The sequence below is a fragment of the Mycolicibacterium stellerae genome (assembly GCF_003719305.1).
Taxonomy (GTDB): Bacteria; Actinomycetota; Actinomycetes; order Mycobacteriales; family Mycobacteriaceae; genus Mycobacterium; species Mycobacterium stellerae.
Genome location: NZ_RARC01000052.1, coordinates 1 through 19654, shown reverse-complemented (window position 1 = coordinate 19654; position 19654 = coordinate 1). Strand labels below are relative to the sequence as shown.

Annotated in this window: 23 protein-coding genes; 9 read left to right on the top strand and 14 right to left on the bottom strand. The window is 66.9% G+C overall.

Annotated elements, in window-relative coordinates; genetic code table 11:
* The 7 genes from D6M19_RS33150 to D6M19_RS33120 all read right to left on the bottom strand — a co-directional run.
* Window positions 1-583, bottom strand: a 583-nt coding sequence (locus tag D6M19_RS33150; protein ID WP_164478814.1) for a hypothetical protein, incomplete at its 3' end; no start/stop codon positions are given.
* Window positions 580-1527 (bottom strand): vWA domain-containing protein, encoded by a 948-nt coding sequence (locus D6M19_RS33145; protein WP_123029532.1) that lies wholly within the window; start codon window positions 1525-1527, stop codon window positions 580-582. The genes D6M19_RS33145 and D6M19_RS33150, both read right to left, overlap by 4 nt.
* Complete coding sequence (locus D6M19_RS33140; protein WP_123029531.1) at window positions 1524-2525, bottom strand: hypothetical protein; 1002 nt, start codon at window positions 2523-2525, stop codon at window positions 1524-1526. The genes D6M19_RS33145 and D6M19_RS33140 overlap by 4 nt, the downstream gene beginning before the upstream one ends.
* Window positions 2516-2989: a hypothetical protein gene (locus tag D6M19_RS33135; RefSeq protein WP_123029530.1), complete on the bottom strand. Its 474-nt coding sequence runs from the start codon at window positions 2987-2989 to the stop codon at window positions 2516-2518. Before D6M19_RS33135 ends, D6M19_RS33140 begins: the two co-directional genes overlap by 10 nt.
* Entirely contained in the window at window positions 2979-3851 is an 873-nt protein-coding gene (locus D6M19_RS33130; protein ID WP_123029529.1) for a DUF58 domain-containing protein, read from the bottom strand. The genes D6M19_RS33135 and D6M19_RS33130 overlap by 11 nt, the downstream gene beginning before the upstream one ends.
* Window positions 3852-3859: 8 nt before the next feature.
* Complete coding sequence (locus D6M19_RS33125) at window positions 3860-4861, bottom strand: AAA family ATPase (RefSeq protein ID WP_123029528.1); 1002 nt, start codon at window positions 4859-4861, stop codon at window positions 3860-3862.
* A 145-nt stretch (window positions 4862-5006) separates the two neighbouring features.
* The gene (locus D6M19_RS33120) at window positions 5007-5885 is read right to left on the bottom strand and encodes a 1,4-dihydroxy-2-naphthoate polyprenyltransferase (RefSeq protein WP_123029536.1); all 879 of its coding nucleotides are present in this window, start codon (window positions 5883-5885) and stop codon (window positions 5007-5009) included.
* Window positions 5886-5974: 89 nt separating this feature from the next.
* On the opposite strand from D6M19_RS33120, the gene D6M19_RS33115 reads away from it, so the two are divergent.
* From D6M19_RS33115 to D6M19_RS33090, 6 genes are all read left to right on the top strand, one after another.
* Window positions 5975-6187 carry a hypothetical protein gene (locus tag D6M19_RS33115; RefSeq protein WP_123029527.1) on the top strand — a complete coding sequence of 71 codons (213 nt, stop codon included), beginning with the start codon at window positions 5975-5977 and terminating at the stop codon, window positions 6185-6187.
* Window positions 6184-6963: an S-methyl-5'-thioadenosine phosphorylase gene (locus tag D6M19_RS33110; protein ID WP_206428702.1), complete on the top strand. Its 780-nt coding sequence runs from the start codon at window positions 6184-6186 to the stop codon at window positions 6961-6963. The genes D6M19_RS33115 and D6M19_RS33110 overlap by 4 nt, the downstream gene beginning before the upstream one ends.
* Complete coding sequence (locus D6M19_RS33105) at window positions 6960-7991, top strand: NAD-dependent epimerase/dehydratase family protein (protein ID WP_123029525.1); 1032 nt, start codon at window positions 6960-6962, stop codon at window positions 7989-7991. The genes D6M19_RS33110 and D6M19_RS33105 overlap by 4 nt, the downstream gene beginning before the upstream one ends.
* Before the next feature lie 118 nt (window positions 7992-8109).
* Window positions 8110-9546: a PE-PPE domain-containing protein gene (locus tag D6M19_RS33100; protein WP_123029524.1), complete on the top strand. Its 1437-nt coding sequence runs from the start codon at window positions 8110-8112 to the stop codon at window positions 9544-9546.
* Window positions 9547-9586: 40 nt separating this feature from the next.
* Window positions 9587-10375, top strand: coding sequence for an alpha/beta hydrolase (locus D6M19_RS33095; protein WP_234835162.1), 789 nt, complete (start codon window positions 9587-9589; stop codon window positions 10373-10375).
* 13 nt (window positions 10376-10388) lie between these two features.
* A complete protein-coding gene (locus D6M19_RS33090) occupies window positions 10389-11507 on the top strand; it encodes an NAD(P)H-dependent flavin oxidoreductase (RefSeq protein ID WP_123029522.1) in 1119 nt (372 codons plus the stop codon).
* Here the strand turns inward: D6M19_RS33090 and D6M19_RS33085 are convergent.
* From D6M19_RS33085 to D6M19_RS33070, 4 genes are all read right to left on the bottom strand, one after another.
* Entirely contained in the window at window positions 11496-11936 is a 441-nt protein-coding gene (locus D6M19_RS33085; protein ID WP_123029521.1) for a DUF5990 family protein, read from the bottom strand. The genes D6M19_RS33090 and D6M19_RS33085 overlap by 12 nt on opposite strands.
* Before the next feature lie 23 nt (window positions 11937-11959).
* Window positions 11960-12409: a nitroreductase/quinone reductase family protein gene (locus D6M19_RS33080; RefSeq protein WP_123029520.1), complete on the bottom strand. Its 450-nt coding sequence runs from the start codon at window positions 12407-12409 to the stop codon at window positions 11960-11962.
* Between the two features lie 196 nt (window positions 12410-12605).
* A complete protein-coding gene (locus D6M19_RS33075; RefSeq protein WP_123029519.1) occupies window positions 12606-13631 on the bottom strand; it encodes a sensor histidine kinase in 1026 nt (341 codons plus the stop codon).
* The gene (locus D6M19_RS33070; protein WP_123029518.1) at window positions 13631-14332 is read right to left on the bottom strand and encodes a response regulator transcription factor; all 702 of its coding nucleotides are present in this window, start codon (window positions 14330-14332) and stop codon (window positions 13631-13633) included. The genes D6M19_RS33075 and D6M19_RS33070 overlap by 1 nt, the downstream gene beginning before the upstream one ends.
* Before the next feature lie 105 nt (window positions 14333-14437).
* On the opposite strand from D6M19_RS33070, the gene D6M19_RS33065 reads away from it, so the two are divergent.
* The 3 genes from D6M19_RS33065 to D6M19_RS33055 are packed head-to-tail and all read left to right on the top strand — an operon-like array spanning window position 14438 to window position 16386.
* The gene (locus D6M19_RS33065) at window positions 14438-15094 is read left to right on the top strand and encodes a glycosyltransferase family 2 protein (protein ID WP_123029517.1); all 657 of its coding nucleotides are present in this window, start codon (window positions 14438-14440) and stop codon (window positions 15092-15094) included.
* A complete protein-coding gene (locus D6M19_RS33060) occupies window positions 15091-15756 on the top strand; it encodes a TIGR04282 family arsenosugar biosynthesis glycosyltransferase (protein WP_123029516.1) in 666 nt (221 codons plus the stop codon). The genes D6M19_RS33065 and D6M19_RS33060 overlap by 4 nt, the downstream gene beginning before the upstream one ends.
* Window positions 15757-16386 carry a methyltransferase domain-containing protein gene (locus D6M19_RS33055; RefSeq protein ID WP_123029515.1) on the top strand — a complete coding sequence of 210 codons (630 nt, stop codon included), beginning with the start codon at window positions 15757-15759 and terminating at the stop codon, window positions 16384-16386.
* Here D6M19_RS33055 and D6M19_RS33050 read toward each other — a convergent pair.
* The 3 genes from D6M19_RS33050 to D6M19_RS33040 form a co-directional block, all read right to left on the bottom strand.
* A complete protein-coding gene (locus D6M19_RS33050) occupies window positions 16367-16876 on the bottom strand; it encodes a hypothetical protein (protein WP_123029514.1) in 510 nt (169 codons plus the stop codon). The two genes, D6M19_RS33055 and D6M19_RS33050, sit on opposite strands and share 20 nt — an antisense overlap.
* Window position 16877: 1 nt before the next feature.
* Window positions 16878-18065, bottom strand: coding sequence for a molybdopterin-dependent oxidoreductase (locus D6M19_RS33045; protein WP_234835163.1), 1188 nt, complete (start codon window positions 18063-18065; stop codon window positions 16878-16880).
* 154 nt (window positions 18066-18219) lie between these two features.
* Window positions 18220-19575, bottom strand: a complete 1356-nt coding sequence (locus D6M19_RS33040; protein ID WP_123029534.1) for a hypothetical protein — start codon at window positions 19573-19575, stop codon at window positions 18220-18222.
* Window positions 19576-19654: the final 79 nt, after the last annotated feature.

The following is a 19654-nucleotide window of genomic DNA, read 5'->3' as shown; positions in this document are numbered from 1 at the left end:
GGGGTGTGGTTAAGGGGCAGGGTGGGGGCGGCGCGTTGTCGACTCCGGCGAGTTTGGCTGCCAGTCGGGCGGCCGAGTCGTTTCTGACCGCGCGGCGTTGCGGGTCGCGGTCGTCGTTGTTCTCGAAGCAGCCGCCGGGCGCCCCCTCGACGATGGCAAGCGCGTCGCGGTACCGCTGGCGGGCCTGATCCGGTCGGCCTTCCCACCCGTCGATGTCGCCCCTGCGTTCACGCACCAGTTCGAGGTTCACAAGAACCGGACAGGACTGCTGCGCGGCAGTGTGCGACAACGCTTCGGAGAAGTGCCGGTCGGCCTCGTCGAGTCGGCCCTGCAGGACGGCCAGCGTGCCCGCCGCGAACGGTGCCTTCGCAGGTTCCACCACGTTGAGCGCGTTCAGCATCGACGTGTCCCGCCCCAGCGCGGCGATGTCGCGGTCGGAGAAGTTCGTGACCGCCGAATTGCCCGCGACGACAACCGAAATCATCTTGACGGCCGCGAGCGCGACGATCAACATCACGGGCGCCGAGAACAGCACCAGCCGCCGACGCAACGACAACCGCGACGGTCTCCGTCTGCTTGTCACGGTGTCACGTCCCGTCTGGCCAATCGGGTGCGGCGCAGGTCGCGGATGCCTGCGAACAACTCGAACAGCAGCAGCACCGCGGCCGTCAGGGTGAACACCCAATACAGGTCCGTGCGGTCGGCGACGCCCGACGACGTCGTCGCGGCTGCGCCTGGCTGCGGGGCACCGGTGTCGGGGACGGACTCCGAGATGGATCTGCCGTCGCCCCGATCCACATAGGGCACGCCGAGCTGCTCGGCGATCCGACGCAGACCCGGCTCGTTGCGGCCTGCGCCGTAGCCGAACACCGCCCCGCCGTCGACGGCCCCCTCGGTCGGTTCGAACTCGCCCTGCGGCGCGCGCGAGCCTGCGGCGCCCGACCCGAAGTAGAACACCAGGCTCTTTGAGTCGGGGTACTGCTGACCGGCCGCAATGAGTTGATAGCGCAACACATTCGCTGCTGCCGCCGCGTTCACGTCTTCGGTCCTGTCGTTCGCGGGATACGGCGACAGGCGTGCAACCTCCGGTCTCAGGCTCCATGCGTCTTCCGAAAGCGGCCAGTCCAGCGACGAACGGGATGCGAAGGCGACAAGTGCGAACCGGGCCCCGGGGTACTGATCGATAAGGGCCTCGATGTCATTGCGAATGCCAGACATTCGCGTTTGCCGGTCGCCGTAGTCGTCGACGGCCGAATCCGCCGACCGGTCGACGAGGAAGAACACGTTGGTGTTCTCGGCGGACTGCTTTGCGACGGCAGATCCGCGCTCGCCGTGCTCGATGCCGGGGCGGGCGGCGGCGATCAGGATCAGCAGGACGGCGAGCGTCAGCCCCGCCCAGCGCCAGACGGTTGTCCATCGCGCCCCCGCGGTGGAGTGCAGTCGCCGCATGGTGAGCAGTCGCAGCGCGATGATCACCACGGCGATCACGAGCAGTACCAGGGGTGGCAGTACAGGCGCAAACGTCATCGTCGCAGCACCACCAGCGATAGGCACAGCAGCGTCGAGGTGAAGACGGCGATGGCCAACGGAACGGCGGGCGCGTCACCGAACCAGGATGTGACCGTCTCGTCGGGCGCGACGCCCGCAGACGGTGGTCTGTTGCGGATGGCGTCCAGATCGCTCGGTAGCCGAACCTCGCGATTCTCCAGCGAGAAGTATTGGCCGCCGGAGGATTTTGCGATCGTCGGTAGGACACCCGCGGTGGCGCTCGAGGGGCTGAGCGCGTTGATCTGGATGCCCGCATCACTTGCCATGCCGCTGACCTGTTCCGTTGTCAGCAGCGACCGTCGTGCCTCGTCGGGCTGGCGTGTCTGCCCTGGGCCCAGATAGATCAGCGATCGACGTTGTGAGCTCTTGGAGTCGAATGACGGGAATCCGGTCATGCACAACGCCAGCACGTCCTCGACGCTCGATGCGTAGTCGACGTAGGAGACTGTGGGGGAGAAGGTTGACGTGTCGACGTCGGAGTCGTCGGCACGGTCCCGTGAAAGCTTGGCGAGGTCACCGAGTTTGGCCCCCACGTACTGGTAGTCGCGGGTCATCGGAATCACCCGCCGATTCGGCGACGTGAGCCCGATGCGCTGGGTGCCGTACGTACGCGCCTGGCCGGCAAAATAGGTGAGCAAGTCGCCGGTGGACTCGTCGGTCACCGGCTGATTGACGCACAGCATGATGTCCTGCGGCGGTTCGGTCGGCGCACTCGACCACCACCATCCGCTGGGACGAGCGCTGGCCAGCACCGCGGCGCCGAACAACAGGCCGAGCAGCAGCACCGCGACGATCATCGACACAAGCCTGGCCCGCGCCACCCTGGCGTACTGGGGTAGCCGGGTGAGCCGCGACGAGTTCGCCATCCGGCGCAGCTGTCGACGGACCTGCTCCATCGGCAGCAGCATCGCAAGGGCGACAGCCACTGCCAGACAGGCGAATCCGGCGACCGCGACAGGCCACCATGTCAGGCCCACGAACGGATCAACTCCTGGGCTGTCGAACCGACTTCGCTCACGTCGACCAGCGACGCGGAGTTGAACTGGGCGTCGTTGAGTGCGGCGAACAGCGGCGCCGCCTCCGCCAGCTCGCTGGAGCTGATGGGCTCGACGTGCATGTACTGCGCACGAGTGCCTGTCGCCTGGTGCAGGAAGCTGCGCAGCGTCCTGCTCATCTGACGGCCGGCCGCAGGCGTCGTCAACTCGCCGGCGCGGTAACGCTCATCGATGGCTCGGATGGCGCGAGAGAATCTGCGCCGCAGCAGCTTCGAGTGCACGGATCGGATTAAGGGTATGGACCGCAGCCGGTCGGCGGGCAGCGTCCAGACGATCACCGCGACGTACCAGATGACGACGACGGTCAGCAGCGCCAGCCCGATCCACAGCCACGACGCCGCATAGGGCGAAGGGCCGATCACGAACTGAAGGACATCATCCGGCACGGGTGAACACCTCGGTCATTCCGATCAGTCGCGCACGGATCTGCCCGCTGCCGCCGACGGTTGTGTGGGGTATCGAGTGGACCGTCATGAACTCTTCGAGTTCGCTCCTCCGGTGCTGCTCGGCACGACGGTAGGCCGCGACAACGCGGGGACCCAGGTTGGCGCCGCCGATCACGAATCTCCCTGACGCGACGTCGTATCCGTCTTCAGCGGCGGCGGGCGTGCCGACCGCGGGGACGTCGGACACCATCGCCCACATGATGTCGTGGCGCCCCGTGAGGCGACTGACCACCTCCTCGAGGCGGCCGCCTGGCTCGGGCTCGTCGGACACCACCACGATCAGCATCCGATGGCGGTAATGCGTTGCCACATACTCCAGTTGACAAGCGATGTCGCTTGCTCCCGGCTTGGCAAGCGAGTGGCCGTAGAAGCGGTGCAGCATGCTCTCGATGTGGGTCTCGCCACGCCCTTGGCGCAGATTCACGCATCCGCGGTCGTCGCCGTAGACCATGCCGATCTGATCGGCCCGCTTGAGAGTGATCAGCCCGAAGGCACCAAGGATGTTGGCCGCGACATCGATTTTCGCCTCACCGCTTGGCGACTGCGCGGTCATGTTGCGGCCTGCATCGGCGACCAGCAGGATCTTGTGGTGCTTCTCGTCGACGAAGCGCTTGATCAGCACGCTTCCAGAACGTGCGGAGGCCTTCCAGTCGATGTCGCGGACATCGTCTCCGCGCACGTAGGGCCGCAGGTCGTCGAATTCCAGGCTGCGGCTGTGCAGCAGCGCGTAGCGGCCGCCTTCCAGAAGGCCGCGGGTGTCGGTTCCGAAATGCGATCTGGCCCTGTTGAGATGCTTGCCCACAGCGACCTTTACGGCACCCGGACGGCTTGCAGCACGGCCTCGACGACGACCTCGGGGGTGACGCCGTTACTGGCCGCTTCGAAGCCGAGGATGAGTCGGTGTCGCAGTACGCGGTTGGCGAGTTTCTCGATGTCATCGGGTATGACGTGCGCCCGGCCCGACAGAACCGCCAGCGCGCGAGCGGATTTGCAGAACGCGATGGTCGCGCGTGGACTGCCGCCGTATTCGATAAGCCGCGCGAGTTGAGAGGGCAGGTGCTCGTCGGGCGTGCGGGTCACGGCCACGAGCTCGCTGGCGTAGAGCATGAGCGCCTTGTCCATGTAGACGTGGCGGACGATGTCCTGCAGCCGCCGCACATCATCGAGGTTCACCACCGGCCTGCTGCGGTGACTCTTGTCGTAGAGTCCGGAATCCATCCGGTCCATCACCTCGACCTCTTCGGCCGGGGTGGGATATGACACGACATCCTTGAGCAGGAACCGGTCGGTCTGCGCCTCGGATAGCGGATAGGTGCCTTCCTGGTCCACCGGATTCTGGGTGGCTATCACCAGGAATGGCTCCGGAATCGGGTAGACGCGCCCGGCGATGGTGGTCTGACGTTCCTCCATCGCTTCCAGCATCGCGCTCTGGGTCTTGGCACTGGACCGGTTGATCTCGTCGAGCAGCACGATGTTGGTGTGCACCGGGCCAAGCTCGGTGGCGAACGAGTTGGTCGTCGAGTCGTAGATCTGCGTGCCGATGATGTCGCTGGGCAGCAGGTCGGGCGTGCACTGGATGCGCTGGAAGCCACCGTGAATGGATTCGGCGATCACGCGGGCGGCCGTTGTCTTGGCCAGCCCGGGCACGCTCTCGATCAGGATGTGGCCGCCGGTGAGCAGGCCGATCAGCAGCGACTCGCGCAGATTGCCCTGCCCGACGACTTTGGCAGAGAAGGCGTCGCTGACCGCGCCGACGATGCGCTGCGCCTCGGAGATGTCTCGTTGGCTGAGTTGAACGGGCGCTGCCGTCATCGATGCCTTTCTGAGCTGGGGTTTCTGGTGGAAGTCAAGGCTTCGGATACCCGGGGCGACAGCCCGGCACACCTGCGGCCCGGTTACCCGGCTGGCGGATCGAGGATGGGCGCTTCGCTGAGTACTGGACCGGTACCTCGGCCGGCTAGTGCCCAGAGCCGAGCCACAATGCCAGCGACACCGCGACCGACCACACCAACATCGTCAGCCCGGTGTCGCGGAGGACGGGGATGAGGTCTCTGCCAAGGCCGCCGGTGCGCACCGGTTGCGCGGCCCGCCAGCCAAGCGGCGCAGCGACCAGCCCGAACGCACACCACGGCGTCGCGATCGTCAGCAACAGCGTCATCAGCAGCGGCACAGCCAGCAGGCCCTGATACAGCAGCCGGGTGCGGACGTCGCCGAGTCGCACCGCCAGGGTGATCTTCTCGGCCTCCTTGTCGGTCGGGATGTCGCGCAGGTTGTTGGCGACAAGCACCGCCGACGACAGCGACCCGATTCCCGCCGCCAGCGCCAGCCCGACCCAGTCGACCCGGCCCGCCTGCGTGAACTGCGTGCCGAGCACGGCGACCAGACCGAAGAACACGAACACCGCGACCTCACCGAGTCCCAGGTATCCGTACGGTTTCGAGCCGCCGGTGTATAGCCAGGCGCCTGCGATGCATACCCCGCCGACAACGATCAGCCACGGCTGGCTCACGATGGCCAACGCCAGCCCTGCCGCGGCGGCCACCCCGAAGCTCGTCACCGCCGCGGTCAGCACCGAACGCGGTGTGGCCAAACGGGATCCGACCAACCGCAGCGGTCCGGCGCGCACGTCGTCGGTGCCGCGGATGCCGTCGGAGTAGTCGTTGGCGTAGTTGACCCCGATGATCATCGCCACCGCGACAACCAGCGCAAGCAAGGCTTTCCACCACACCGCGCCGTCCAGCCAGGCCCCGGCGCCGGTCCCGGCGATGACGGGGGCGATGGCGTTCGGCAGGGTGCGTGGGCGGGCGCCCTCGACCCACTGCGCGACACTGGCCACGACAGCCATCGTTTCACGGCCGGGTCCAAGACGGGCGGAGTGACGACGGACACATTGTCGGCGCCGGGCGAGGTCTCAAGACTGGGGCAATGGAAGACCGACTGAGCAAGAGTGAGATCCGCAAAGACGCCCTGCAGGAGACCGTCCAATCGGTGGCCACCACGGTCGGCGAGGTCGCCTCGATCGTCACCACCGCCGTCAAGGACGTGGCGGGGGCGATCGGCGGGCTGGCCACCGACGTGTTCGAGATCCGGGACGGGGTCAAGCGCGCCGAGCAGCGCGCCGACGACACAATGGAGTGATGCTCGGAGTCATCGGCGGCAGCGGCTTCTATTCGTTCTTCGGCGAGGATGCTCGCACGATCAACCTCGACACCCCGTACGGAGAGCCGAGTGCACCGATCACCGTGGGCACCGTCGGGGTGCATGAGGTCGCGTTTCTGCCGCGGCACGGGGCCAACCACGAGTTCTCGCCACATACGGTGCCGTACCGGGCCAACATGTGGGCGCTGCGCGCGTTGGGCGTGCGTCGGGTCTTCGGGCCATGCGCAGTGGGCAGCCTGTCCCCCGAACTCGGGCCGGGGGCCATGGTGGTGCCCGATCAGCTGGTGGATCGGACGCGCGGACGCGTGGACACCTACTTCGACACCGGCGGCATCCATGTCGGGTTCGCCGACCCCTACTGCCCGTCGCTAAGGGCCGCCGTCACCGACCTGCCCGGTGTGATCGACGGCGGCACCATGGTGGTGGTCCAGGGGCCGCGGTTCTCGACGCGTGCCGAGAGTCAGTGGTTCGCGCGCCAGGGCTTCACGCTGGTGAACATGACCGGCTACCCCGAGGCGGTACTCGCCCGCGAGCTGGAAATGTGTTACGCAGCAATCGCTTTGGTGACTGACGTGGACGCCGGGGTCGCCGCAGGGGCTGGGGTGCGCGCCGTGGACGTGTTCGCCGAGTTCGAACGCAACCTGGTGCCGTTCAAGAAGCTGGTTCACGAGGCGATCGACCAGATCACCACGGAGCAGCTGTGCACCCATTGCCAGCCGCACGACGGTGTCAAGTTGCCGTTCGACCTGCCATGAGGGTGCTGCTGACCGGTGCGGCCGGCTTCATCGGGTCGCGGATTGCGGCCGCGCTTGCCGATGCGGGCCATGACGTCGTCGGCGTCGACGTGATGTTGCCCAACGCGCACGGCGTCGACGCCGAGCCGCCCGAGGGTGTGCAGTTGGCCGACGTCCGCGACGCCGGGGCGGTGGCATCGCTGCTCGACGGCGTCGATGTGGTGTGCCACCAGGCCGCGGTCGTGGGTGCCGGGGTGGACGCCGCTGACGCGCCGTCGTACGGCAGCCACAACGACTATGCGACGACGGTGCTGCTTGCGGAAATGTTCGCCGCGGGCTGTCGACGGTTGGTGCTGGCCTCATCGATGGTGGTGTACGGGCAAGGTCGGTACAGCTGTTCCGAGCACGGTGTCGTCGACCCACTGCCGCGCAGGCGCGCGGACCTGGACGCAGGAGTCTTCGAGCACCGCTGCCCACTCGGCGGCGAGGAGCTGACGTGGCAACTGGTCGACGAGGATGCCGCGCTGCGGCCGCGCAGTCTGTACGCGGCGAGCAAGGTCGCGCAGGAGAACTACGCGTTGGCTTGGGCGGAGGCGACGGGCGGCTCCGTCGTCGCGCTGCGTTATCACAACGTGTACGGCCCGAACATGCCGCGCGACACCCCCTACTCGGGGGTCGCGGCGATCTTCCGGTCAGAGCTCGAAGCCGGTGATGTGCCAAGGGTTTTCGAGGACGGTGGCCAGATGCGCGACTTCGTGCACGTCGACGATGTCGCTGCCGCCAACGTCGCGGCGATCAATGCGAACCGCGACGGCTTCACGCCTGCGAACGTGTGCTCGGGGCGGCCGATCTCGATTCTGGAGGTGGCCAACGAACTGTGTGACGCCCGCGGCGAGTCGTCGCCGGTGGTGACGGGTCAGTACCGCAGCGGCGACGTGCGCCATATCGTCGCCAGCCCTGCGGGTGCGGCGGAGTTGCTGGGATTCCGTGCTGTTATTGACCCGCGCGACGGTTTGCGCGAATTCGCCTACGCGCCACTGCGGGGCTAACCAGCACGCCGAAGTTGTTTGCCTTTTATAGCTGACTGCTGTGCTTTTGCTGTGTTAGCGTTTGCTCGATCTGGGGGACATGCGTCCACCCGCGTCGGCATGAGCACGGGAGGCCCCCATGTCCGGTAAGCATCGCAAGCGTTCTCGTCCTGCCGTGGCCGTGGCCATGGTCGTCGCGCCGGCGGGACTCACCGCCGCCGCCATGGCGGCCGGGAGTATCGCCGGCGTCGCGCCATCTGACAGGACGGTCGCTGCCCCAGCGCCCTCGATCGATTTGTTGGCGCTCGTCTCGGCAGCCAACTCGACATCGCAGTTCTTCGCGGGCTCGTCCTACTACGGCACCGACTGGTCGCAGGTGTACGGACAGCAGCAGGACCCGCAGCAGATCGTTGTGCCGTTCTACAAGGGCCCGCAGGGCATCGCGGACACCATCGACGGCGCCCAGATCGGCGTGAACCAAACCGGTGTCACGGCGTCCGGGTGGGGGGCGGGCCAGACCGGCACCGCGCTCGGGATTCTGGCAGAGGAACAGAACACCGATGCGTTGGACAGCATCGGTCTGGTCATCCTCGACAACAACTCCAATAGGGCAGGTGGCGGCTTCTGGACCACCTACTACCCGTTCGCGCCGCTGCTCGGGACCACGGCGGATCCCACGCCCACCGATCTTCCGGGCGTCACCATCCTGGACGTCGGCTACGAGTACAACATCAACGGTGACGCCGCGGTCGACCCGATGAATCCGTTCGCCCTCGGTAACAGCTTGGCTGCCTACGCGTACGGGTACGGGCAGGAATCGCGGGCGCTGGCCATCACACAGGAAGAACCCGGCGGCCCCGTGATGTTCCAGCCGGCCGGCGACGTCGAACCCGTCGTGTTGGAGCCCGGCACGCACTATGTGATCAAAGACGGCGTCATCGTCGGTGAGTACTCCGCCGACGGAACGGCGGAAAACCCCAACAACAGCACGATATACGTGACAGTGGTGTCCGACGAGTTGCCTCTGACGAGGCCGCTGCGGCTTCTGCCCGGCGGCGACATCCTTGCCAATGCGATTGATCCGGTGATGACCGATCTGGTCAACGCCGGCTACAACGACGGCTTGGGTGTCGAGGACAATCCAACGATCGGGGACCACCCGGCGATACCCGAAGACCCGACCGTGCTTCGGCCGATGAAGCCGTTCTCGTCGCTGTCGGCATTGGAGGCTGGCGACTTGCAGGATTCCGCGCAGGAGGGTCTCGAGGATGGCGTCGATACGGCTCAAGACGATTTGTCCAACCCGACGAACCTCATCACCAAGCCGCTCGCCGAGGCAGCCAAGCTGCCAGGCATTTCGTCGTTGACGTCGCTGACGTCGTCGACCGCTGGAATAACCCCGTTCACGTCGGGCAGCGCCAACAAGGTGGTGCCCAACACGCAGAAGTCCGGCACATCGTCGTCGGCCACGGGCTCCAAGCCGCTGCAGAAGATCGCCGATGACTTCAGCTCCTCCCTCAAGAAGTTCGCGGCCGGTCAGGACAAGAAGAAGAACGAATCCGACGACGCGAGCTAGACAGCGGCGGATTCTCGGCGCGGCGCTTATCGTCACGCTGGTGGCTTCCGCACTGATCGTCGCGATCCAGTCGCAGCAGCGACGGCTGATCTACTTCCCTTCGCGGGACCCGGTGCCGTCGGCGGCGACGCTGCTTCCTGGCGGTCGCGACGTCGTCCTGGACACCGAGGACGAAAAGCGTTTGGGCGCTTGGTATCTCCCCACCCCGGGTGGTCAACGCGGGCCGGGCGTCGTCGTCTTCAACGGCAACGGCGGAGACCGAGCGGGTCGTGCGCTGCTGGCTGCGCGCCTGTCCCGCCTCGGCTTGTCGGTGCTGATGTTCGACTATCGCGGATACGGCGGTAACCCCGGCAGCCCGTCGGAGAAGGGCCTCGCCGCCGACGCACGCGCCGCCCAGGCCTGGCTTGCCGGGCAGCCCGAGGTCGACCCCGACCGCATCGTCTACTTCGGCGAGTCGCTCGGTGCCGCGGTCGCCATCGGTCTTTCGGTCGAGCGACCCCCTGCGGCGCTGGTGCTTCGCTCGCCGTTCACGTCGCTCGCCGACGTCGCCAAAACGCACTACCCGTGGCTGCCGGTCGGGCGGCTGCTCGTCGACCGCTATCCGTCGATCGACCGGATCCGGTCGCTGTCAACGCCCATCATGGTGGTCGCCGGTGACCGCGACGACATCGTCCCCGAAGCGCTGAGCAGGAAGCTCTACGACGCGCTGCCCGAGCCCAAGCGCTATCTCCTGGTGCCGGGCACCGGCCACAACGACCCCGAGCTGGTCGGCGGTGACCGCATGCTCACCGACGTCGGGAGGTTCCTGTCGGACGTCGGAGTCCGGTAGCGATACTGAACGGGTGAAGCCCGCGATCTGTGAACAATTCGGCATCGATTTCCCGCTCTTCGCCTTCAGCCACTGCCGCGACGTGGTCGCCGCGGTGACCAACGCAGGCGGGTTCGGCGTGCTCGGCGGAACGGCGTTCACCCCCGAACAGCTCGACCAGGAACTGTCGTGGATCGACGACCACGTCGCCGGAAAGCCATACGGGCTCGACTTGATCGTGCCCGCCAAATTCGAGGGCAAGGGCGAGAATGTCAGCTCGTCAGACCTCGCCGCGCGGATCCCGGACGAGGTGCGGGGCTTCGTCGCCGACCTGTTGGCGAAGCACGACATCGAATCCGAGCCAAAGCCGTTCATCGGCGGCTCGTCGCTGGCCGGCACGACGGGTCGCGAGCTGCTCGAGGCGGCGATGAGCCATCCGATCAAGCTGATCGCCAACGCACTCGGCGTACCTCCGGACTACATGATCGACGCGGGCAAGGAACGGGGCATCCCCGTGGCGGCGCTCGTCGGCGCAAAGGAGCACGCCGTCAAGCAGGTTGCGGCCGGCGTGGATCTCATTGTCGCGCAAGGCACTGAGGCGGGTGGTCACTGCGGCGAGGTGACGACGATGGTGCTGATCCCCGAAGTGATCGAGGCGATCGACGGCGCTGTGCCGGTGCTGGCCGCAGGCGGGATTGTGACCGGCAGGCAGATGGCCGCGGCTGTCGCGATGGGCGCCGACGGCGCGTGGACGGGATCGGTGTGGCTGACGACCGAGGAAGCCGAGACCGCGCCGCACACCAAGGATAAGTTTCTGGCCGCGACCTCGCGCGACACCATTCGTTCGACGGGTCGGACGGGAAAGCCTGCGCGCCAACTGAAGTCGGACTGGACCGACGCCTGGCAACCTAACGAAGGTGGTCATAGGACGCTGCCGCTGCCCCTGCAGTCGATGCTGTGCGAGCCGATCATCCGTCGAGTGGATGTGCTTGCCTCCCAGGGACATCCGGGCGCACAGGCGCTGGCGACCTACTTCGTCGGGCAAGGCGTAGGACTGATGAACAAGGTCAAGCCCGCGCGCGAAGTCGTCCGCGAGTTCATCGAGGACTATCTCGCCGCGACGGAGCGGCTGAGCAACTCGCTACCCGACTGACCAATCGATGAGCGGTGGCCGCACCGCCGCGCACTGAGGTTGGCCTTTGGCGTCGGTGAGGCCGAGTCGGCCGACGAGCAGTCCGGACTTGGCGGCCTGCGCGAGCACCCTGGGCGGCACACCGTCGAGCATCAGCTTGGCTCGACGGAACATGTCCATTCGGCCGTCGCCGTCCCGGGACCCCCAGTTGAGGTAGATGAACCGGTCACCGGGCCGACCCTGAATGTGTGGCCCGCGCACATCGGAGCCGTTGACCTCGCAATCGATGGTCCAGGTCGCCTCGGTTGCGTCGCCGGGCTGCAGGTCCAGCAGCTCCGGCGGGCGCTTCTTGCTTTGCACCGCGACGTGCACGTTCGAGTAGCCGGGGAAATTGTGGCCGGGCGGGCAGTCGCGGCCGGGCAGGTCGGTGCCGATGATGCGTATCTGCACGCACCCATTCTGCAACTCGCGAGCTAGTCGGTGTAGGTGATGCGCACCGAGATGGGGTCGCTCTGCAGGGCGCGCATCCCGAGCGCAGTAGCGGACTGGCTCAGCTTGCCGTTGCCGCCGAAGCTGCGCGCCCTTGCGACGACGTCATCGTCGGGCGCGAATGCCGCTGTGCCGTTGTGCCATTCGTTGTTGACGCGGACCCGAACCGTTGGGTTTGCGGAGATGTTGTGCGCCCAGCCTGCCCGCTTGCCGTGCTGGGAGATCACCCAGACGCCGGCGTCGTCGGCGCGACCGGTGAGCGGCACGCGCCGCGGTTGCCCGGTCTTGGCGCCGGTGGTCTCCAACTCGACCGTCGACGATGCGCGGATGCCGAGCTTGTCGAGCGCGCCGACCAGCGGATTGACGATCGTGCGACCGACCTGTCGCTCGAATTTGAACTTGCGCAGCGCCTTGCGGGCACTATCCGTAGCCATCGTGGACCTCCGACTCAACGTTGTCTAGACGATAGTAGAACGATCACTCAAATACAACGGCCGGCGTAAAAGTCGCAGGTCAGCTGCGAACGCCTCGCGGGCCGCTGACGTCCTTTGCCATCATCGAGCGTGCACGCACTGCGAAAAATCGGGGGAAATCTCGCAGTCAGCGCACGTTGGGCGATGCCGGCCGATGTCAGTCGCTGGCCAGCGGCAGCCGCACCTCGAACCGCGCGCCGGTATCCAGATTGCGCGCCGACAGCGTGCCGCGGTGTGCCTGCACGAGCCCGGCGGCAATGGCAAGGCCAAGCCCGGATCCGCTGGGCAGCGACGCATCGGTTCTTGGCACCCGATCATTCGATCCCCGGTAGGCGACGTCGAACACTCGGGGCAGGTCTGCCTCGTCGATGCCGACGCCGGTGTCGTCGACGCGCGCCCATGCGCCGTTCTCATCGCAGCCGAGCGCGAGCTCGACCTTGCCGCCCTCGGGCGTATGTGCAATCGCGTTGGCCACCAGGTTGGACAACACCCGCACCAGCGCCCGGTCGCTGCCGACCACCCGAACCGGTTCGGACGGCAGATCCGCCGTCAGCACGACGCCCGCCCGCTCCGCGGCGATGCGGTGCGCGGCCATCACGTCGTCGACGACCTCGTCGAGCGCCACCTTGTCGAAAGCGGGCTGAATCGCCCCCGCGTTGATCTTCGACATCTCGAACAGGTCGTCGACCATGTCGGAGAGCCGGATCGATTCCTGTTCGATGTGTTTGGCGTGGGCGCGGACCTCCTCGTCGGACACCACACCGTCGGCGATGGCTTCGGAGATCGCGCGGATCCCGGCAAGCGGTGTGCGCAGATCGTGGCTGACGAACGCGACCAGCCGTCGCCGCGATACCTCGGCGGCGCGTTCGGATTCGCGGATCTCCTGCTCCCACACGGTCCGGCGGGCTTGATAGCGGGCCATCATGATGGCGGCCGGGATCGTCACGATCGACACGATGACCAAGACGACCGCGGTGCGCTCGAACGTCTCGGTGACCATGAAGCCGCTGGCACCAAGCACCCCGGTGAATGTCGCGATCGTCGGGATCAGCACCAGCGCGACCATGCTGATCGCCAGCGACCATGACCTGGCCAGCCGGATGATGAGCGCGCCTGCCAGCACGACCGGGACCGAACAGGCCAGCGCCCACCCGACGATCTCCCAGAAGTCAGTCGCAGGCACTACACAGTCTGCTCTTCGCGCGGGCGCTCGTCGCCGCTCCACAGGTAGCCGCGGCCCCACACCGTCTGCACCCGATGTTGGTCGCCGAGCTTGGACCGCAACCGCTTGACGTGCACGGTCACCGTCGAGAGGTCGCCGAAGTCCCACCGCCACACCTGTTTGAGGAGTTCCTCGCGTGAGAACACCGTGTCGGCGTGGGTCATGAAGAACAGCAGCAGCTCGAACTCGCGGTTGGTTAGGCTGACCGGCTCGCCCCTGACCGTCGCCGAGCGTGACGCGGTGGACACGGTCAGCTCTCCGACCGTCAGGTCGACCGGCGACGCGCCGACCGGCCCCGGCGCCCGTCGTAGCAGGGAACGCACCCGCAGCGCGAGTTCGCGGGGGCTGAACGGCTTTGTTAGGTAGTCGTCGGCGCCAGCCTCCAGCCCGGCGATCCGGTCATCCTCCTCGCCGAGCGCGGTCAGCAGGATCACCGGGAGCGTGTAGTCGCCCCGCTGTCGCAGGCTGCGACACAACGCCAAGCCGTCGGGGCCGGGCATCATCACGTCGAGGACCGCGACGTCGATCCGCTGCGTGCCAAGCAGCCTCAGCGCCTCGTTGCCATCACGTGCGATGGCGACTTCAAGGCCGTCGCGCTCCAGGTATCGGCGCACGACATCACGGACGACGTTGTCGTCGTCGGCAATCATCACACGCGTCATTACCGTTGAGGTTAGCTGTGAATACGCTGCTACCTGCGTGGATGTCACGGTTTCGTCACTGTTGGCGTTTGTAGGAGCGTGGTACCTGGCCTAGCGTCGGTAGGTATGGCCGACGGCTTGGTGACAGTGGTGCTGCCCTGTCTCAACGAAGCCGCCTCTTTGCCAGGGGTGCTTGCGGCCATGCCGGACGGGTATAAGCCGCTGGTCGTGGATAACAACAGCACCGACGACACCGCCGAGGTAGCCCGCCGCCACGGCGCGCAGGTGGTCACTGAACGCCGACCCGGGTACGGGTCGGCTGTGCACGCAGGCGTGGAGGCGGCGGCGACGCCCATCGTGGCGGTTGTCGATGCCGACGGATCACTTGACCCCGCGGAGTTGCCCGCCTTGGTGGGCGAGCTCGACCGCGGCGCCGACATGGCGATCGGTCGACGACGCCCGGTGGCAGGGCTGCGTTGGCCGTGGCACGCGCGGCTGGGCACGGCGGCGGTGTGCTGGCGGCTACGCACCCGATACGGATTGCCGGTGCACGACATCGCCCCGATGCGGGTGGCCCGCCGCGACCCGTTGCTCGCGCTCGGCATCACCGACCGGCGGACCGGCTACCCGGTCGAGCTGATGGTGCGTGCGGCGGAAGCGGGATGGACGGTCGTCGAACGCGACGTGCCCTACGGTCCGCGAACCGGCGGCAAGTCGAAGGTGAGCGGATCGCTGCGTGGGAGTATCCATGCCGGACTTGACTTCTGGAGAGCCATCTCGTGATACCCGTAACCCTGGTCGTCATCGCCAAGGCGCCGGTGGCCGGCCAGGCCAAAACCCGGCTGGCCGCCAGTGTCGGTGAGCAGGCAGCGGCGAACATCGCCGCCGCCACGTTGCTGGACACGCTCGACGCCGTCGATGCGACGCCCGTGGAGAGCACGGTCGTGGCGCTGACAGGAGATCTTGACCAGGCGGCCAGCAGCCGCCAAATCCGTTCTCGCTTAAACGATTTACACCTTGTCGAGCAGCGCGGCGACGACTTCTCGGCGAGGCTGGCCAATGCGATAGCCGATGCGGCGGCGACGGCGGGGCCCCGGCCCGTGCTGCTGATCGCCTCCGACACACCGCAGGTGACAGCGGACCTGCTCGCCGACTGCGCGCACGCCCTGCTGGAGACAGATGTCGTGTTCGGACTGGCCCGCGACGGTGGCTGGTGGGTGCTCGGGGTGACGGACCCGACAATGGCCGAATGCCTGAACTCCATACCCACCTCGCGTTCGGATACCGGAATCGCAACGCTTGAAGCGCTGCGCGACAAGGGTTTAGCCGTGACCCTCGTGGCCGAGCTGTCGGACGTCGACACCGTCGACGACGTGCAGATCGTTCGTGCCGAGTGCGCACCGGACAGCAGATTCGTCCACGCGATCACGGCCGCGGGGCTGTAAATGCTGGGCAATCTTTACGACAGGGCTCTGGGCGGTGAGCGTTGTTGGGTCCGTCACGACGACGGCGAAGTGCGATACCTCCCGGTGCGGAGATGGCTCGGCGGCAGGCATGCCGACGGCGATTTCGACCGGGTCGTGCTGACGTTGTGCAAGGGGCCGACAATCGACTTGGGCTGCGGTCCAGGACGGTTGGTGACGGAGCTCGTTCGACGCGGTGTGCCTGCGCTGGGGGTCGACCAGTCTGAGACGGCGGTCGGGATCGCGCGTCGCAGTGGGGCGCCCGTGCTTCGTCGAGACGTTTTCGAACCCCTGCCGGGTACGGGCCGCTGGCAGACCGTCCTGCTTGCCGACGGCAATGTCGGACTTGGCGGTGACCCGCTTCGCGTCCTTCGGCGGTCCGCTGAACTGCTCAGGCGCGGCGGGCATTGCATCGTCGAGTTCGAATCCGTGGTGACCGGCATTCGCACCGGCTGGGTGCGTCTCGAGTCGTCGCGAACGATTGGCCCCTGGTTCCGCTGGGCCTCCGTGGGTATCGACTGCGCGGCCGAACTCGCCGAAGAAGCGGGGTTGTCCCTGAGCGGAATTCACCCGATCGGCGGACGCGTCGTTGCTAGCCTGACGCTGACCTGACCCGCCGCGCGGCCGCCAACCTTATCCCGTAAACCACGGCGCTGACGGCGAACATCGCCGCGGTCAACAGCAGCCAGCGGCCCAGGAAGGGCTCTTGGGTCTGACCGGTCGCCGCGGCATACACCGGCGCCCCCTGCTCGATGATCCCGGGAAGGAACACCAGCAGCGTCAACGCCGCGCCCATCGCGGGGATCCGCACGTAGTTCAGCACCGGAACCGACGCCTCTACGCGCGGCCGCCGTAATCGACTGCCTGCGACCAAGATCCGATCGATGGCTGCGTAGATGGGGAACAGCACCAGGTCGTGGGCGATGATGGCCGCCGCGAACCACACCAGAATCGAATGCCACCAGTTGTGTGGATTCCACAACGTCGACGGCTTGATGGTGACGAGTACGTAGCCGACCAGCGCGAAGCCGACGATCAGCGTCAGCAGGTGAAGCGGACTGGAACCGTACACCGCGCGAAATCGATCAAGGGCATGGCGCATGTCAGCCCGCCCTGAAGTCGATGGAGCCGACCCACTTCGTGTTGTGCACACCCGGCAGGCCAGGGACGATGATGCGCGCCGGATAACCGTGGTCGGGTGACAGGTCCGCGTCGTTGACACGCAGCGCCAGAAGGGAATCCGGGTGCATCACCTGGTTCGCTTGCAGGGTTGCGCGGTTGAACCCACCCCGGCGTTCAACGGATCGCACGAAGGCCGACGTCGGGTTCGGCACACCCGCCAGTCGCGCCAGCTCGGCCAGCTGTATGCCGGACCATGTCTCGGTGGTCGACCAGCCCTCCACGCAGGCGATCGGTAGCCGGGCCGTGTGCTGTGGCATCGCGGTCAAGGCCGCACGGTCGAACACCACCTTCGACGGTCCGCCGGTCAGGGTGAGCCGCCATCGGTCGCCGGTGACGTCCGGTGTGATTCCCGCCGCCCACGCGGTTCGGTTCACCTGGAAGTCGTTGGGTCCGTCGCCACGCGTACGGCCGCGGGGAAGCAGCAGCGCCGATTGCCGGGTGAAGCCGCCGAGCGTCTGTCCCGCCGTGATGAGCGCCATGAAAAGTGCCCCGCCGCCGACCAGCGCGAGCGCTCCCCGCCTGCTGATCGTTGCAGCGTCGGGGTTCTCGGCCACCAGGCCGTCGGCCTCGTAGGGCTCGGGCACGGTGTCTGCTCGTTTGGTGCGCAGCACGTCGCGGATCGACATCGACCGTAGGCCGGTCCACATCCGCGGGATCTTGATCGCGATGTGGATGACGAAACCGGCGATGAAGACCCAGGCGCCGTAATAGTGCGCCGTGTAGAAGCTGAACCCGAAAATGTAGTCGTACTGGATGTTCAGCACGCCGGTGATGATCTCGAACAGTATCCCGCCGACCAGCATCAGTAGCGAAACGCGTTCCAGCACTTGCGCTATCGACCGTGCCGGCGGCCAGGCGAACAGCCGGGGGATCACCGACCACAGCTTGGCGAGCACGATGGGTATCAGGATCAGGCCGAGTCCGACATGCAGGCCCTGGTTGAGCCGGTAGATCCACGCCGGCTCGGTCGGCCAGTCGAAGGTCGGCAGCTTCAACCACCCCACATCGCCGGGGATGGCCTGGCCGAACTGAGGTCCGTAGGCGATATAGGACAGCAGGCCGGTGATGATCACGATCGGCAGCGTGACCAGGAGCACCGAACCGAACATCGACGTCAGCCAGAGCCCGCGCAGCGGGCTACGCCAACGCGGGACCCCGATTCCGCCGGAATCTGTCGACGGCTGCTTGCTGCGCTCGTCGTCCACCGTCATCACTCCATTCCACATCGGTACTCGTGGTGAGTGTTCGATAACGGCCGCAGCGTTACCAGTTTGTCAGAATGAAGCTGTTCACTGCGAGGGCACCGATCACGTTGAGGGACAGCCAGAAGCGGTGTGACTGCGGCGGGAGCAGGGCGGGTGCGGCGGTCAGCCACATGGTGAACGGCAGCCAGATGCGTTCGGTTTCGGCCTTGCTCAGCATGCTCAAATCGGCGCACACGATCGCCAGCAGCGCGCCGAGAATCAGCACGTGCAGGCCAGGAGTTCTGCGGATGGCGGCGATGTTGAATGCCCGGCCGATGCCTGCCACGCTACCGAGCCCGATCGCACACACCACCGACGCGAAGTTCGCCCACGACCAGTACTGGAACGGCCGATCGACGGCGATGCCCTGCCAATAGCGTTCCTGCACGAGTTGATAGCCGTCGAACCACCAGAAGCCGAAGGCGAAGAAGACGCCGACGACGAAGCCGGCCATCAGCGCGGCGGGTACAAGTGTGCGCAACGCCGATTGCCAGTCGACGGCGGTGGTCAGCACGGCCAGCGCCAGGAACGCGATGAGCGCCAGGCCGTAGTTGAGGAAGATCGCCCAGCCCAACAGCACGCCGGCGAAGCCCGCGACGAGCAGCGGTACGCGGACCTTCTGCCTGGTCGCCAGGGCCAACAGGGCGATACCCCAGGCCGCCACACCCGCGAAGTACCCGTCGGCCGAGACGGCGACCCAGACGGCCGTCGGCGCCACCGCGACGAACGGTGCGGCCAGCCGCGCCGTCTCCTTATCGGCAACCGCGCGCACCGCAACGATGATCGCCGCCGCCGCGCTTGACCCGACCAGCAGGCACAGCAACCCGGCCCACGCGCCGCCGCCAAGGCCGATACGGTCCAGCCAGACGAACGTCAACAGCGCGCCGGGCGGATGGCCGGACACGTGCGTGATCCACGAGTCGGGCTGGTAGTCGAGGATTCTGCGGGAGAAGCTGCTGAGCGCCTCTGGGATGTCGGTGATGGTCGGCACCTGGCGCAGATATTCGTGGCGGGCGGTGAGCCGGCCTGCGAAGCCGCGCTGCCAACCGTCGATCATCGCCAGCGAGAACGCCCACAGGCACGATGTCGCCCACGCCGCGAGCGTCACGGCGCGCCACGGTAGCCGCTGTGCGAGCGTCGGGCCCCACAGCACCGCGGCGACACCGATCAGGATCGCCGGACCGGTGCCCCACCCGACGTGGGCGTTCCACCACCCGAAGATCGGAGCGGTTCCCGCGAAAGTGCGGAAGCGTTCGGGGGTGGCGTTGATCAGCGGTGTGACGATGCCAAAATGCAGGTGCGGGACGACGAAAGCCGCCACCACCAGCACGACGGCGACGACGACGGCCACCGCCTCCCTGCGACCAATCTGCAGTTTCGGCACCCAGCCAGGGTAGGGGTTCAGCTTCGATGCGTCGTCTTGGCTGCGCTCTAACACACATCTCCGAGCCCGC